Annotated in this window: 13 protein-coding genes and 2 riboswitches; of the genes, 4 read left to right on the top strand and 9 right to left on the bottom strand. The window is 57.5% G+C overall.

What is annotated here, in order from left to right:
- Window positions 1–13: 13 nt before the first annotated feature.
- The 4 genes from gcvP to Z946_RS0110650 form a co-directional block, all read right to left on the bottom strand.
- Window positions 14–2,860, bottom strand: a complete 2,847-nt coding sequence (gcvP, locus tag Z946_RS0110665) for an aminomethyl-transferring glycine dehydrogenase (protein WP_025055724.1) — start codon at window positions 2,858–2,860, stop codon at window positions 14–16.
- 129 nt (window positions 2,861–2,989) lie between these two features.
- Window positions 2,990–3,349 carry a glycine cleavage system protein GcvH gene (gene gcvH, locus Z946_RS0110660; protein WP_025055723.1) on the bottom strand — a complete coding sequence of 120 codons (360 nt, stop codon included), beginning with the start codon at window positions 3,347–3,349 and terminating at the stop codon, window positions 2,990–2,992.
- A 20-nt stretch (window positions 3,350–3,369) separates the two neighbouring features.
- Window positions 3,370–4,494: a glycine cleavage system aminomethyltransferase GcvT gene (gene gcvT, locus Z946_RS0110655; protein WP_025055722.1), complete on the bottom strand. Its 1,125-nt coding sequence runs from the start codon at window positions 4,492–4,494 to the stop codon at window positions 3,370–3,372.
- A 66-nt stretch (window positions 4,495–4,560) separates the two neighbouring features.
- Window positions 4,561–4,639: riboswitch (glycine riboswitch) on the bottom strand.
- Window positions 4,640–4,725: riboswitch (glycine riboswitch) on the bottom strand. It lies immediately after the preceding riboswitch.
- 32 nt (window positions 4,726–4,757) lie between these two features.
- Entirely contained in the window at window positions 4,758–5,315 is a 558-nt protein-coding gene (locus tag Z946_RS0110650) for a class I SAM-dependent methyltransferase (protein WP_025055721.1), read from the bottom strand.
- Between the two features lie 89 nt (window positions 5,316–5,404).
- Here Z946_RS0110650 and Z946_RS0110645 point away from each other — a divergent pair, with 89 nt between their 5' ends.
- Window positions 5,405–5,959, top strand: a complete 555-nt coding sequence (locus Z946_RS0110645; RefSeq protein WP_025055720.1) for a gamma-glutamylcyclotransferase family protein — start codon at window positions 5,405–5,407, stop codon at window positions 5,957–5,959.
- Here Z946_RS0110645 and Z946_RS0110640 read toward each other — a convergent pair.
- The 3 genes from Z946_RS0110640 to Z946_RS0110630 form a co-directional block, all read right to left on the bottom strand.
- Window positions 5,939–7,279, bottom strand: coding sequence for an MATE family efflux transporter (locus Z946_RS0110640; RefSeq protein WP_081780812.1), 1,341 nt, complete (start codon window positions 7,277–7,279; stop codon window positions 5,939–5,941). The genes Z946_RS0110645 and Z946_RS0110640 overlap by 21 nt on opposite strands.
- 158 nt (window positions 7,280–7,437) lie before the next feature.
- A complete protein-coding gene (gltX, locus tag Z946_RS0110635) occupies window positions 7,438–8,772 on the bottom strand; it encodes a glutamate--tRNA ligase (RefSeq protein ID WP_025055718.1) in 1,335 nt (444 codons plus the stop codon).
- 53 nt (window positions 8,773–8,825) lie between these two features.
- Window positions 8,826–9,227 (bottom strand): DUF1801 domain-containing protein, encoded by a 402-nt coding sequence (locus tag Z946_RS0110630; protein WP_025055717.1) that lies wholly within the window; start codon window positions 9,225–9,227, stop codon window positions 8,826–8,828.
- Window positions 9,228–9,330: 103 nt separating this feature from the next.
- Here Z946_RS0110630 and Z946_RS0110625 point away from each other — a divergent pair, with 103 nt between their 5' ends.
- Window positions 9,331–10,257, top strand: a complete 927-nt coding sequence (locus tag Z946_RS0110625; RefSeq protein ID WP_025055716.1) for an MBL fold metallo-hydrolase — start codon at window positions 9,331–9,333, stop codon at window positions 10,255–10,257.
- 28 nt (window positions 10,258–10,285) lie between these two features.
- Here the strand turns inward: Z946_RS0110625 and Z946_RS0110620 are convergent, their stop codons facing one another.
- A complete protein-coding gene (locus Z946_RS0110620) occupies window positions 10,286–10,774 on the bottom strand; it encodes a MarR family winged helix-turn-helix transcriptional regulator (RefSeq protein WP_025055715.1) in 489 nt (162 codons plus the stop codon).
- 80 nt (window positions 10,775–10,854) lie between these two features.
- On the opposite strand from Z946_RS0110620, the gene Z946_RS0110615 reads away from it, so the two are divergent.
- Window positions 10,855–11,376, top strand: coding sequence for a thioesterase family protein (locus Z946_RS0110615; RefSeq protein WP_025055714.1), 522 nt, complete (start codon window positions 10,855–10,857; stop codon window positions 11,374–11,376).
- 146 nt (window positions 11,377–11,522) lie between these two features.
- Here the strand turns inward: Z946_RS0110615 and Z946_RS0110610 are convergent, their stop codons facing one another.
- A complete protein-coding gene (locus Z946_RS0110610) occupies window positions 11,523–12,911 on the bottom strand; it encodes an MORN repeat-containing protein (RefSeq protein ID WP_025055713.1) in 1,389 nt (462 codons plus the stop codon).
- Between the two features lie 262 nt (window positions 12,912–13,173).
- Between Z946_RS0110610 and Z946_RS0110605 the strand changes: the two genes are divergently transcribed.
- Window positions 13,174–14,832 (top strand): NAD+ synthase, encoded by a 1,659-nt coding sequence (locus Z946_RS0110605; protein ID WP_025055712.1) that lies wholly within the window; start codon window positions 13,174–13,176, stop codon window positions 14,830–14,832.

The raw sequence follows: 14,832 nt of genomic DNA, 5'->3' as shown, positions 1-14,832 counted from the left end.
CCCCTTTGCCGTGTTATTCTGCCGCTTCCGCGTAGTCGCTGAGAGGCGGACAAGTGCAGATCAGGTTGCGATCCCCGTGAACGTTGTCCACACGGTTCACGGGTGGCCAGTATTTGTCGATCCGGTAGGCACCGGGCGGAAAACAGCCTTGCTCACGCGAATAGGGCCGCTCGCCCCATTCCAGAACCAGATCTTCAACCGTATGCGGCGCATTCTTGAGCGGGTTATTCTCGCGCGGCATATCACCATTCTCGATTTCCCTGATCTCGTCACGGATGGCCAGCATCGCATCACAGAACCGGTCCAGCTCGGCCTTTGTCTCGCTTTCTGTAGGTTCGACCATTAAGGTGCCCGCCACGGGCCAAGACATCGTCGGCGCGTGAAATCCGCAATCGATCAACCGCTTTGCGATGTCATCCACCGTAACACCGGCACTTTCCTCGAACGGACGCACGTCAAGAATGCACTCATGCGCAATTCGCCCTGTCGGTCCTTTGTAAAGAACGTCAAACGCCCCCTCCAACCGCTTGGCGATGTAGTTCGCGTTCAGGATGGCGACGCGGGTGGCCTGCGTCAGCCCCTCACCGCCCATCATCAGGCAATAGGCCCATGAGATCGGCAACAAGGACGGCGAGCCGAACGGAGCCGCGCTGACCGCTGCACCACCAGCATTGGGATCGCCGGGCAAATGCGGGATCAGATGCTCTTTGACACCGATTGGCCCCATACCGGGGCCACCGCCACCATGCGGAATGCAGAACGTCTTGTGAAGGTTCAGGTGGCTCACATCACCGCCCAGATCGCCGGGGCGGCTCAGCCCGACCATCGCGTTCATGTTGGCACCGTCGATATAGACCTGCCCGCCGTGCGCGTGGGTGATTTTGGTGACTTCGATCACTGTTTCCTCAAACACACCGTGCGTCGAAGGGTACGTGATCATGCAGCCCGCCAATGCATCGCCTGCGGCTTCGGCTTTCGCGCGAAAATCCTCAAGGTCGATATCACCGTTTTCGGCAGATTTCACCACAACGACCTTCCAGCCGACCATCTGCGCGCTAGCGGGATTGGTGCCATGGGCGCTCATCGGAATAAGGCAAACTTTACGCTGATCGTCGCCATTTGCGCGGTGATACCCCGCAATGCTCAACAGACCTGCGTATTCGCCCTGCGCGCCGGAGTTGGGCTGCATTGAAATCGCATCGTAGCCGGTAATATCACACAGCTTGGAAGACAAATCATCGATCAGTTCCTTGTATCCCAATGCCTGATCCGCAGGGACAAAGGGATGCATCTGGGAAAACTCGCGCCAGCTGACCGGCATCATCTCGGCCGCCGAATTCAGCTTCATCGTGCACGATCCAAGCGGGATCATGGCGCGGTCCAGCGCCAGATCGCGGTCCGCCAGACGCCGCATATAGCGCATCATTTCCGTCTCTGCGCGGTTCATGTGAAAGATCGGGTGAGTCAGATATGTGGTCGTCCGCACCAGCTTTTCCGGCATGTGGTAGTGCGGCGTGTAATCCTTGTCTTCCTTGTCGATACCAAAGGCACGCCAGACCGCTTCGATGGTCGCGGGCTTGGTGCGTTCATCCAGCGTGATCCCGATCCGGGTCTCTCCTACCGCGCGCAGGTTGATCCCCTCATCAACTGCGGATTTGAGAACCGCCGATTGCAGCGGCCCGACCTCGACGGTGATCGTATCGAAATAGGTAGCAGGGCGGATTTCAAAGCCCGCCATTTTCAGCCCTTCGGCCAGACGCGCAGTCTTGCGGTGGATGCGCTGCGCAATCGCTTTCAACCCTTCGGGACCGTGGAATACCGCATACATTGACGCCATCACCGCCAACAGGGCTTGCGCGGTACAGACGTTCGATGTCGCCTTCTCGCGCCGGATATGCTGTTCGCGGGTTTGCAGGGACAGCCGGTAGGCGCGGTTGCCATGCGCGTCGATAGATACACCAACGATCCGCCCTGGCATCGAGCGTTTGTAGGCATCCTTGCACGCCATGTATGCCGCATGCGGGCCGCCATATCCTTCGGGCACACCAAAGCGTTGTGTAGTACCGACAGCAATGTCCGCGCCCATCTCACCGGGTTCTTTCAACAACGTCAGTGACAACGGGTCCGCCGATATAATACCGATCCCTTTGTGGGCATGCAGGGCCGCAATGGCATCCGTGAAATCACGGACATGACCATAGGTGCCGGGATACTGGAAAATTGCACCGAACACCTCCTCAGCATTCATATCTTTAGGATCGCCGACAATCACCTCGATCCCAAGCGGCTCGGCGCGGGTTTTCATGACGGCAATGTTCTGCGGATGGCAGTCCTGATCCACAAAGAATGCCATCATCTTCGATTTTGATACCCGCTGCGCCATGGTCATCGCCTCGGCACAGGCTGTCGCTTCATCCAGCAAGGACGCGTTCGCAACCTCGAGACCGGTCAGATCGGAAATCATCGTCTGGAAATTCAGCAGAGCCTCAAGGCGTCCTTGCGAAATTTCAGGCTGATAAGGCGTGTAGGCGGTGTACCATGCGGGATTTTCAAGGATATTACGCTGGATCGCGGGCGGCGTAACCGTCCCGTGATACCCCTGTCCGATCAACGACGTCAGAACCTTGTTTTTCGACGCTGTCTTGCGCATGTGTTCAAGCACTTCGCGCTCGCTCATCGCGCGGCCGAAATCAAGAGAGCCCTCCATGCGAATGCCCGCGGGCAGGGTATCGTCAATCAATGCCGCCAGAGACTTGGCACCGACAACGCCCAGCATATCGGACATTTCGGAAGGCGACGGCCCGATGTGGCGCCTGTTTGCGAAATCGTATGGCAAATATTCTGTTGGTTTGAAGGTCATTGCATCATCCTTTTCGTTGGCACCGGTACGTACCGGCCCCCGCATCACATCTTGAACCGACCCGCACATTGAATGCACGGGCCCCGCTTCACTTGGCCGACAAAGTCAATCCCGCAGCTGCCGCGCAGGCTACCCGATGAATTTCTGGTATGCCGCTTCGGTCATGAACTCGTCCATCTGGCTCGGATCGCTCACCTTCATCTTGAAGAACCACGCCTCGCCTTGCGGATCATCATTCACCATGCCTGGATTGTCTGTCAGCGTTGAATTCACTTCCGTGATCTCGCCATCCACCGGAGCCAGAATATCGGACGCGGCTTTCACACTTTCGATCACGACCACTTCGTCATCTTTGCTGACGACTGTGCCTTCTTCAGGCAATTCCACGAATACGACATCACCCAGCTGCTCGGCCGCATGGATCGTGATGCCCACAACCATTTCGCCGTCTTCCTCGCGCAGCCATTCGTGCTCTTCAGTAAATTTCATCTTGGTGTTTCCCCGTTGGTTTATCTTTTAAAGTTTGCCGCGATGAACGGGAGCTTGGCAACGCTCAGAGGCAACCTTTTTCCCCGTACCTCGCCCCAGATCATGGTTCCGGTTGCTGCGTAGTCAGTTTGGACAAAGCCCATGGCCACAGGTGCCTGAACACTTGGCCCAAATCCACCCGAGGTGACTTCCCCGATACAACGCCCGCCCGTGGCGGCGTCAAAAAGGGGCACGCCCTCGCGCATGGGGGCGCGCCCTTCGGGACGCAGCCCGACACGCTTGCGCGACACGCCATCGCTCAGGTGTCCAAGGATCGTATCCGCCCCCGGAAAACCACCTTCGCGCTCGCCACCAGTGCGACGTACCTTCTGAATGGCCCAGTTCAACGCGGCTTCTACAGGACTGGTGGTTGCATCGATGTCATGGCCATAAAGGCACAACCCCGCTTCCAGACGAAGCGAATCCCGTGCGCCCAATCCAATCGGCTCGACCGCTTCATGCTCCAGCAGCGCTTTCACGAGGCTTTCCGCATTTTCCTGCGGCACAGAAATCTCGAACCCGTCTTCGCCGGTGTAGCCCGACCGTGATGCCCAGACGGGGGTACCGTTCAAAGTAAGATCCGCCAGATCCATAAAGCGAATCGCCTCGGCCTTGGGATCCAGCGCAGAGATGACGTCAGCCGCCTTCGGTCCCTGAAGCGCGATAAGCGCACGGTCCTTCAGCTCCGTCACTGTCACCGCGGAGGGCAATCCCGCGCGCATCCGGCCAACGTCAGCTTCCTTGCAGGCCGCATTCACAACCACAAACAGGTCCGCACCGCGTCGCGCAAACATCAGGTCGTCCTCGATTCCACCGGCATCGTTGGTGAAAAAGCCGTACCGCTGCCGCCCGTCTTCCAGCCCAAGAACATCCATTGGCACCAGCGTTTCAAAGGACGTCGCGACGTCTTCCCAGCTTGGTCCCGATAGGACGACCTGCCCCATGTGGCTTACGTCAAACAATCCAGCTTGGCCGCGGCAATGAAGATGTTCTTTCATCACGCCGAGCGGATATTGCACCGGCATGGAGTAGCCGGCAAAGGGTACCATTTTGGCCCCGAGCCCAACGTGTAATTCATAAAGTGGTGTCTGTAACAGATCATCCATCGCGGTCGCTCCCCAAACCGGATGCAAGTCGCACCGGCACCAGAAAACCGTCCCATTACGGTTTCCGATGCCCCCTCTGTCCTTTCGCCTGAGATCGTTATCCCTTCGGCGGATGCCTGTCGCATCACTCTCCAGAGTGTCGTGTCACAAGATCACGGTCCTTGGGCCTGAGAGTTTCCGGGGCGGTTGCTCCTTCGGCATCAGCTAAGCTGATTCTCCCATGATCTGACCTTTGGTATGCCGCTGGCCACCACTGCGTCAATCTACTTTTGCGCGATGGCCCATGACACGACAGGAAATTGCGGATCGTTCTTGATGGAGTGTTTTTCTTCGTCATACCGCGCGAACCGGTATCCGCATTCAGCCTGTGCGCATTCCAAATTGCCCCATTGCTCGGCCTCAATCTTGTCCTCGTCGAACCCACCTTCGATCAACAGGTTTTTCAGCCCCCGCGCGCTCCAACGGCTGCAATCCACCGGATACCCGTGATAGCGGACGTAGAATGGCACCGCGACATAGAAATACCCGCCCTCTCGCAACATCGCATGAATGTTCTGGGTCGCCTTGTAGGGCCGGTCTAAGTGTTCCCAAACTTGGTTGGCGATCATCACATCGAATTGACGAACGGCACCGCCCTCATCCTGAAACGGCTCACCACAAACATCAAATTCTGGGAAATCAAACCGCTCGAAAGACTTGGGCTTTAGCCGCAACTGTTTGGCCATTTTGCCCGAGATCTCGCCGACTTCGGTTTCGGGCGTGACGATCCTGCCGAGCATCTTGCGCGCGCGTTTTTCCTGCACGACACGGTTGTACATCATGTCAATTCTGTCCCGATTTTCTTTTCTTGGTTCCGGCCACTTTGTGTGGCATTCCATCTCTTTGCAACCCTGTGTCAGGTGATCCCGTAATGACCCCCTACTTTTTCGGCTATGGCAGCCTCGTGAACCGCAGCACCCATGACTATCCGGATGCCCACGCAGCGCAGCTTGTTGGCTGGCGACGAGCATGGGTACGTTCCGAGGCATTTGATCGTGTTTTCCTGAGCGTCATTCCCGATCCCGATACCACAATTTCCGGCCTGATCGCGGCAGTACCTGGGGCTGACTGGGCGGCACTGGATGCGCGCGAGACGGGGTATGCCCGCCTTCATTCCGGCGATGCCGTTGTTCATCCATTGGCACCTGCGCCACCGATTGCGCACTATGCGGTCCCCGTCCAGCAGCAAGGCACCACAACCCGCGATACAATCATCCTGAGCTATCTGGACGTTGTTGTGCAGGGGTTCTTGCGGGAATTCGGCACCGAGGGTGTCACACATTTCTTCGACACCACAGATGGCTGGGATACACCGATCCTGAACGACCGGTCAGCACCCCAATATCCCCGTCATCAAATGCTCTCTTCTGAAGAGACAGAGCTAGTCGATCATCACCTGAAACGTCTATCGGCGCGCCTGGAATAGCGCAAAGAGCCGCCCTTCGCGGCCAAACATTTCCTGTTTCGGCCCATCCGGTCCGCCACCCTGATCGATCAACCTGAGTGCCAGCACCCATGCCACCGTGCCAAACAGCATACCGGCCACGGATTGCCCGATCAGAACCCCCTGCGCACCGCCCAGCCATGACCCGATAAACACAAAAGGGATCAAAGCCACCGCATTGCGACCCCAGTTCGTAAAGGTGGAATAGAAGGGATGGCCAAGATTGTTAAACGCGGCATTAGCCACAAACAGCACACCAGGGAAAAAGAAGGCAAGCGAAAGCGGCCCGCAGAAAAGATAGATTAGATCTCGCGTCAGGCCGGTCGCGCCAAACAGGTCCGCAATTGCCCCCCGCGCCAGAAACAAGACGGTTGAGACGAGCACGATCACTACAGCGACAAACAGGATTGCCGCGTTGAACCCCTGTCGCACGCGGGCCATGTTCTGCGCACCGAAGTTTTGCCCGATAATAGGACCTACCGCACCGGACAAGGCGAACACGACACCGAAGGCCACAGGGGTCAAGCGGCCCACGATTGCCATCCCAGCAATCGCTTCCTCGCCGTAGCCGGCCATTGCGCGGGTGACAAAGGCCTGTCCCACCGGCGTTGCAACCTGCGCCAGAATGGCCGGGAATGCGATAGCCAAGACCGGCCGCAAATCGCGGATCATGCCGCTGGCGCGTGGCCAAGCAATGCCGCGATAGATCACGATCAAGGGCCAAAGCGCCATCGCACAAATCACCAGGCGCGCTGCCACCGAAGCAATCGCAGCGCCTGTCAGTTCCAGCCCGAACCCGAAAATAAGAATGGGGTCGAGCACAGCATTCACAACGCCGCCCGCAATCGTCGCCATCATCGCTCGGCGCGCATCCCCGTGGGCCCGCAAGACCGCACTGCCCATCATTCCGACGATCAGAAAAGGCATGGAGGGCACAATGATTTGCAAAAAGTGTACTGCCAGCGCAGCGGTTTCCCCCTCAGCCCCCAGAAGGGAAACGAGCGAGCCGAGAGAGAGCCAGACAATCGTTGAGAATATGACTGCGAAGAAAAAACCGTAGCTCAGCGCATGGGTGGTCCGTTCTCTTGCAAGCTGCGGCTCATCTGCGCCCAGCGCCCGCGCGACCAATGCACCTGCCGCGATGCCCAGCCCGATCCCAAAGGAGGTGGTGAAAAACAGGATTGCCCCTGCATAGCCGATCGCCGCCGCAAGCTCGGTTTTTCCCAGCATGGAAATGAAAATCATGTCGACAAAATCGACAATGAAAACTGCCATGAGTCCCAGCGATGCGGTCAGCGACATCACTGTTACATGCCGGAAAAGATTGCCACTCAGGAACTTAGCTTCGGCCACGTTTCAATGCCCCAACAAACACCAAGGGGGCAGGACTTGTCCCACCCCCGGTTCTGATTTTGTTAAATGCCTTCCGCGTTCAGAAGGGTGCGGAAATGATCTGTGGCTCATCCCCGCGCTTTCACGACCTGCAGCAAAGGCATCACGGCGGCCATTTCCGGCCCGCTCTCCTGACCTGTCAGCGCAAGGCGTAGCGGCCGGAAAAGTCCGCGGCCTTTGCGTCCGGTTTGCTCCTTTACCGCAGCCGTCCAACTGCCCCATGTCTTGTCATCGAAAGGCATGTCGGGCAGCAGGCTCATCGCTTCTGCCACGAAGGCTTTGTCTTCGTCTTCGATCACAGGCTCCGCCCCGTCGCGGAACATTGCCCACCAGCCATCAAGGTCTTTCAGTGTGTCGATGTTTTCGCGGGTCACCGCCCAAAACTGTGCGGCCTGGTTTTCCGGCACGCCCAGTCCCGCAATTGTGTCGGCCACGTCCTCAACCGGCAGGGTCTGCAGGTAACGACCTGTCAGCGGGAACAGGTCCTGCACGTCGAACTTCGTCGGCGCGGAGCCGAAGTGGTTGATATCGAAGCCGTCGATCAGCGTCTCCATCTCGGTGCGCAGCTCTACCGGATCGGATGACCCCAAGCGCGCCATCAGGCTGAGCAGTGCAAAGGGTTCAACCCCCTGCTCACGCAAATCGCGCAGGGCCAGAGTGCCCAGGCGTTTGGATAATGCTTCGCCTTGCGGACCTGTCAGCAAAGAATGGTGCGCGAATGACGGATGGTCGTGACCAAGCGCCTGCATGATCTGGATTTGCGTAGCGGTATTTGTGACGTGATCCGATCCCCGCACTACATGGGTCACGCCCATTTCCGTATCATCGACAACACTCGCCAATGTATACAGGATTTGCCCGTCACCTCTGATCAACACGGGGTCTGAAACGCTGGCCGCATCAATGGAAATATCACCAAGTATACCATCGGCCCATTCAATGCGCTGCTGGTCCAGCTTGAAACGCCACACGCCGTCTCCGCGCTCTGCGCGCAGCTCGTCTTTTTGCGCATCCGAAAGGCCCAGCGCTGCGCGGTCATAAACCGGTGGCTTGCCCATATTCAGCTGCTTCTTGCGCTTGAGATCCAGTTCGGTCGGTGTCTCGAACGCTTCATAAAAGCGCCCTTTCTCACGTAGCTCTTCTGCTGCCGCGTGATATTTGTCCAACCGCTCGGATTGCCGTTCGACCTTGTCCCAGTGAAGACCAAGCCATGTCAGGTCTTCCTTGATGCCGTCGACGTATTCTTCCTTGGACCGCTCCGGGTCTGTATCGTCAATACGCAGGATGAATGTGCCACCAGCCTTGCGGGCAATGAGGTAGTTCATCAGCGCCGTGCGCAGATTGCCCACGTGAATATATCCGGTGGGGGATGGGGCAAAACGGGTAATGATCGGTGCGGTCATGGGTGTACTCCTGTCGGAAGGCAGGCTTCTCACAGGTCTGGCGCGTTGTCCAGTTAGGACGGCCGAACGGGCCATTGCCGGCGCAGATCATCAAGGCCTGCGCGAATCAATTCGGCAAGGACATCCAAATCGACATCTTCAAGCTTGTTGAGATAAAGACAGGACTTCGCTTTCTTGTGTTTGCCCAGACGGGTCAGAATGGAATCGAAGTCAGAATAGCCGGGCATGATGTAGATGCTCAGCTTTGCCTTGCGCGGGGCAAAACCCGTGGCAAGGTAGGTGCCTGATCGTCCTGAGGCGTATGTATAGGCATAGCTGCCGTAACCCATGATTGATCCACCCCAAAGGGTCGGGGTCCAGCCGGTAATCCTGCGGAATAAAGTGTCGAGAATTGCGGCCTCGCGGTGCCTGCGTGCAGGGCTGACGGCAGTAAGGTAACGCTCGACTTCTGACATACGAATTCCCCGCGCACGAAAAGATGATCGGTCAGGTGCTTGCCCGACCACCTTTCCCCTCTACCATACCCTGCACCGCTTTTGTTCAACGGAGGAACTTCTCGTGTCCAAACCACATACATTTACACGGCGCGCCGCACTTGCGAGTGCTGCTGCCTTGCCCCTAGCCGCCGCGACTGCGACCTCGACCCACGCATCTGCCCCATTGCAGGGCGCTGGGACCGCACCTTTTCAACGGGTATCGGTGGGCGGCTTTGATGTCACCACGATCCTTGCGGGATCGCGTTCGGTGCCCGACCCACAGACAATTTTTGGGATGAACGTCGATGCCGAAACCTTTGGCGAGGTATCGGCAGCGGCCCACCTTCCGACCGATGCGGCACAGTTTTTCTTTACGCCAACCGTGGTTAACACAGGTGCCGAGCTGGTGCTTTTTGATACAGGGCTGAGCGCCGATGGCACGCTCGCTGCACTGCAAGCTGCCGGATATTCCGCCGATCAGGTCGATATTGTGGTACTAACCCATATGCATGGCGACCACATCGGCGGTCTGATGCAAGGCGACGCGCCAACCTTTTCAAACGCGCGTTATGTCACTGGCCAGGTTGAATACGACAATTGGGCGAAGGCAGAGAACGAAGGCTTTGACACAAAGGTCAAACCGCTTGCCGAGCAGATGACCTTTATCGGTGACGGCGGCAGCGTAGCCTCCGGCATTACCGGCATGAGTGCCTTTGGTCACACGCCAGGCCACATGGTTTACATGATAGAAAGCGACGGCAAGCAGCTGGTGCTTGGCGCTGATTTCGCGAACCACTATGTCTGGTCTCTTGCCCACCCTGACTGGGAAGTGAAGTTCGATCAGGACAAGGAAGCCGCGGCCAAGACCCGCCGACGTTTGCTTGATATGATGGCCGCAGACGGCACGCCATTTGTCGGCTACCACATGCCGTGGCCCGCGTTCGGGTATGTCGAGACTGCGGGCGACGGGTTCAAATATGTGCCCCACAGCTATCAGCTTTTACTCTGAACCAGTTACTAGACCAACGTGCGGGGCATCACATCTGCCCCGCATCCCCGATCCGCATTGCAAGCAACGCTTCGGCAGAGTGATCCATGCGGTCCTTCATCAGCTTGAGGTCCTGCTCAGAGTAGGACGCGGCCATCGCCTGCACCACTTCATCTTGCACCACTTGTATCTTTGCCGCCAGCGCGTCGCCCTGCGCAGTTAGCGAGAGGTTCCATGCGCGGTGATCCCGTTCGGAGCGCGCACGGACAACAATCCCGTCCTTGACCATTTTCGCGACGATCATGCTGATGCCACTTTTGGCCGAGAAACAACGCTCGGACAGATGCTGCTGCGTCAAACCGGGGGTCCGCCGTAAATTCATAAGCACTTCATGCTGGAGCACCGAAACACCGTAAGGCTCAAGCTTGTGCGCAAGCGTTGCAGTACACTGCTGATATGCCCTAACCACGGAAATCCACGCATCGGTGGCATCCGCAAGGCTGTGCGTTTTACTTGGGTCTGCGTTCCATTTGTTCATAGGGCAAGTATACAAAACAACTTGTATAAGTTCAAACATGAACTATATGGCTCACAAATGAACCTTATTGGACCGCGACGATGAACCTTTATTTCCGGCTGATTTGGACCCTCCTGCGGGTGTGGTGCTTGCCCGCCATCCGCATTGACGAGCCGTTCGAGCGGACGTTTCGCGTGCTGCCCAATGATATCGATATCAACTTGCACCTGAACAACGGCCGTTATCTGACCATTGCCGACCTGATGATTGTAGAGTTCTTCGGGCGCACGGGTTTTCTGCGGTCACTCTTCAAAAACAAGTGGAAACCGGTACTGGGCGGGACAACCGTAACCTATCGCAAGCAGTTAAAACTGGGTGAAAAGTATCGTTTGCGGTACCGCTGGGTCGGCAGTGACACGCACTGGAACTATTTGCGGTTCGAATTCCTCAAGATGGACGGTACGCTTTGTGCGTCGGGGTATTCCAAAGGTGCCGCTCTTTCTCGCAGCGGCTTGGTCCAGACGGAAACCGCGCTACAGGCGCTTGGAAAAAAACTGGAGATGCCAGTATTGCCGGAAGCTGTCGTGCGCTGGGTCGAAAGCGAAAAACTGCTGCTGGATTAAACCAGTGCCTGCACCGCATTCTCGCAGCCCGAAACAATACGGGCACCTTTGCAATCGAGCTTGCCGTCGATTAACGCGGCCGTACTTGACTTGCTAAAATCCCGCGGCTCTTGAATGTCCGGTCAGAGGTGTCTTTCTAAACAGCGTCAGCCATCTTCTTTCAAGGCACCGGCTTCCCAATCGCCGCTGGCCTCTTCACCGGTGGCATAACGCATTGTGCCTGCCCCCTGACGTTTACCTGCGCTGAATGTACCTTCATAAACGTCACCGTTGGCATAGGTCGCGGTGCCCTGTCCTTCGATTTCGCCGTCCGCCCATGCGCCTTCGTATTTGAAGCCCGTGGCCATCGTGATGGTGCCGTTGCCGTGGCGCTGGCCGTTCAGGAACTCTCCTTCATAGACCGTGCCATCAGGATATGTAGCGGTGCCTGCACCATGGCGCTGGCCATCCTGCCAACCGCCCTCATACCGGTACCCGTCTGCGTATGTCATCACGCCTTGGCCGTCATTGCGGGCATTCACGAAATCGCCCTCGTAGATAATCCCGTTGGGATAAGTGGCACGGCCTTTGCCCTCAATCACACCTGCGGCCCATGCCCCTTCATAGGTCGAGCCGTCCGGATAGGTGATCTTACCGGTTCCGTCCGCCAGATCATTGCGGAACTGCCCCTCATAGACCGAGCCGTCAGGGTAGGTGACGCGCCCTTCGCCCTCAATCTGGCCGGCAACCCATGATCCCGCATAGACATAGCCATCCGTGCCGGTGAATGTGCCCTGCCCATCACGGCGGTCATCCTTGAAATCGCCCTCGTAAACGTCGCCGTTTTCGTAAGTGACGCTGCCTTTGCCCTCGCGTTTGCCCGCAACCAGACTGCCTTCGTAAACATCACCGTTCGGCTGGGTCAGCTTGCCTGTGCCGTCGATCTGGCCGGCTTTCCACGACCCCACATAAATCAGCCCGTCCGGCATTGTCAGCGTGCCTGTGCCGTTGCGCTCGCCTCCTGTGATGTCGCCTTCGTAAACTGCGCCATCAGGATAGGTGATGGTGCCAACGCCTTCTTTGACGCCATCAATCCAGTCACCTTTGTATTCGTACCCGCCAGGGCTTTGCATGACGCCTTTGCCATGGTGTTTGGCATTCCTGAACTGCCCTTCATAGCGCACACCGTTGGCATAAAGTGCCACACCCTGCCCCATGATCGCCCCTGCCTGCCATTCGCCCTCATAGGTGCCGCCATCTGCAAAGGTGATTTTGCCAAAGCCGTCAGGCTTACCGCGATCGAAATTGCCCTCATAGACCGATCCGTTGGGGAACCGCGCGACACCTTCGCCCTTGATTTCGCCCTCGACCCAGGTCCCGGTGTATTCGTACCCGTTCGGCAGCTTATAGGTGCCTTGCCCGTCTTGCAGTCCACCTTTGAACGTCCCTTCATAGATGCCACCGTCATCATATTGTTTTGTCTGAACGTCCCCGTCCTGCGAAAAGGCAGGCAACGGAAGGAGCATCAGGCAGAACAAGGCTGTACGCAAAAACATCAGGTTATCCAGACATGGGTTCGTTGGTTTTGTTCAAACCTAGGGAATGGTGCGGGAGGGGGCAACGATTATTAACTGGCGCGAAAGCTGGCGATATTGAACCGCTGTTCGGGTGCGCTGAAGTCCTTTGAGAGCAGCGACGGTGGTCTCAAAGGCTCGCCCATGCAAGGACAGCGGATTGTGACAAATGGGGATAGCCCCTTTTCCCCCTGTCCTGATCTGCTACATCGTTGCGCGACACAGTTAAGCAAAGGCCGCATTCATGGCAGACCGTTTCCGCATCACACTGGGCCAGCTAAACCCGACCGTTGGCGATTTGGCCGGAAATGCCGCGTTGGCGCGCCAGGCTTGGGAACAGGGCAAGGCCGATCAGGCCGATCTTGTGGCGCTGCCAGAGATGTTCATCACAGGCTACAATGCGCAAGATCTTGTGATGAAACGCGCCTTTCAGCTGGATGTGATGACCCATGTCGAGCAGCTTGCCGCTGATTGTGCCGATGGTCCTGCTCTTGCCATCGGTGCGCCTTGGGCAGAAGGCACGCAGCTGTTTAACGCCTATTTGATCCTTAAGAATGGCAAAATCGCCAGCCGCACGCTCAAGCACGAGCTGCCAAACGAGACGGTCTTTGACGAGGTACGCATCTTTGACAGCGGCCCTTTGGGCGGGCCTTACGCAGTCGGCAACACTCGTATCGGGAGCCCGATCTGCGAAGACGCGTGGCACCCGGATGTGGCCGAAACGCTGGCAGAAACCGGTGCAGAGTTCCTGTTGGTTCCCAATGGTTCGCCTTATTATCGCGGCAAGATGGACACTCGCATGAACATGATGGTCGCGCGTGTCGTGGAAACCGGTCTGCCGCTTATTTACCTCAATATGGTGGGGGGGCAGGACGATCAGGTGTTCGACGGTGCCTCTTTCGCGCTGAACCCCGGCGGCAAACTGGCGATGAAGCTGCCCGCGTTTGATGCGATCACGACAAATGTTGACCTTGAACGCACCGCCGAGGGCTGGCGCGTGATCGAAGGAGAGATTGCAACTTTCCCGGACAATTATGAAGCCGACTACCGTGTGATGGTGCAGGGCTTGCGCGACTATATGGGCAAAACGGGCTTCAAAAAAGTGCTGCTGGGCTTGTCCGGCGGGATCGACTCCGCCATCGTCGCCACCATCGCTGCCGATGCTCTGGGTCCGGATAACGTGCGCTGCGTGATGCTGCCGTCTGAATACACGTCCCAAGCTTCTCTGGATGATGCCGAAGCCGTGGCAGAAGCGCTCGGATGTCGCTATGACTATGTCCCGATCAAGGAGGGCCGACAGGCGATCACCAACACCCTTGCGCCGCTGTTTGAGGGTCGCGATGCGGACCTGACCGAAGAGAACATCCAGTCCCGACTGCGTGGTCTGCTGCTCATGGCGCTCAGCAACAAGTTTGGCGAGATGCTTTTGACCACCGGCAACAAATCCGAGGTCGCCGTAGGCTATGCCACCATCTACGGCGATATGTCGGGCGGCTATAACCCCATCAAGGACATGTACAAAACCCGCGTGTTCGAGACCTGTCGCTGGCGCAATGCGAACCATCGCGACTGGATGATGGGACCAAAAGGCACCATGATCCCCGAAACCATCATCACCAAACCCCCTACCGCCGAGTTGCGCGAGGATCAAAAAGACAGCGACAGTCTGCCCGACTATTCTGTCCTCGACCGCCTGCTGGAAATCCTTGTCGATGAAAACGGCTCCATCGAGGATTGCGTCGCCGAAGGCTTCGACCGCGCCACTGCGAAAAAGGTCGAGCACCTGATCTACATCTCTGAATACAAACGCTTCCAGTCAGCCCCCGGCCCGCGCCTGACCAAGGGGGCTTTCTGGCTCGACCGGCGCTATCCGATTGTGAACCGCTGGCGCGATCCAAGCTGA

The sequence above is a fragment of the Sulfitobacter noctilucicola genome (assembly GCF_000622385.1).
Lineage (GTDB): Bacteria > Pseudomonadota > Alphaproteobacteria > Rhodobacterales > Rhodobacteraceae > Sulfitobacter > Sulfitobacter noctilucicola.
This window is presented reverse-complemented; position numbering and strand designations above follow the sequence as displayed.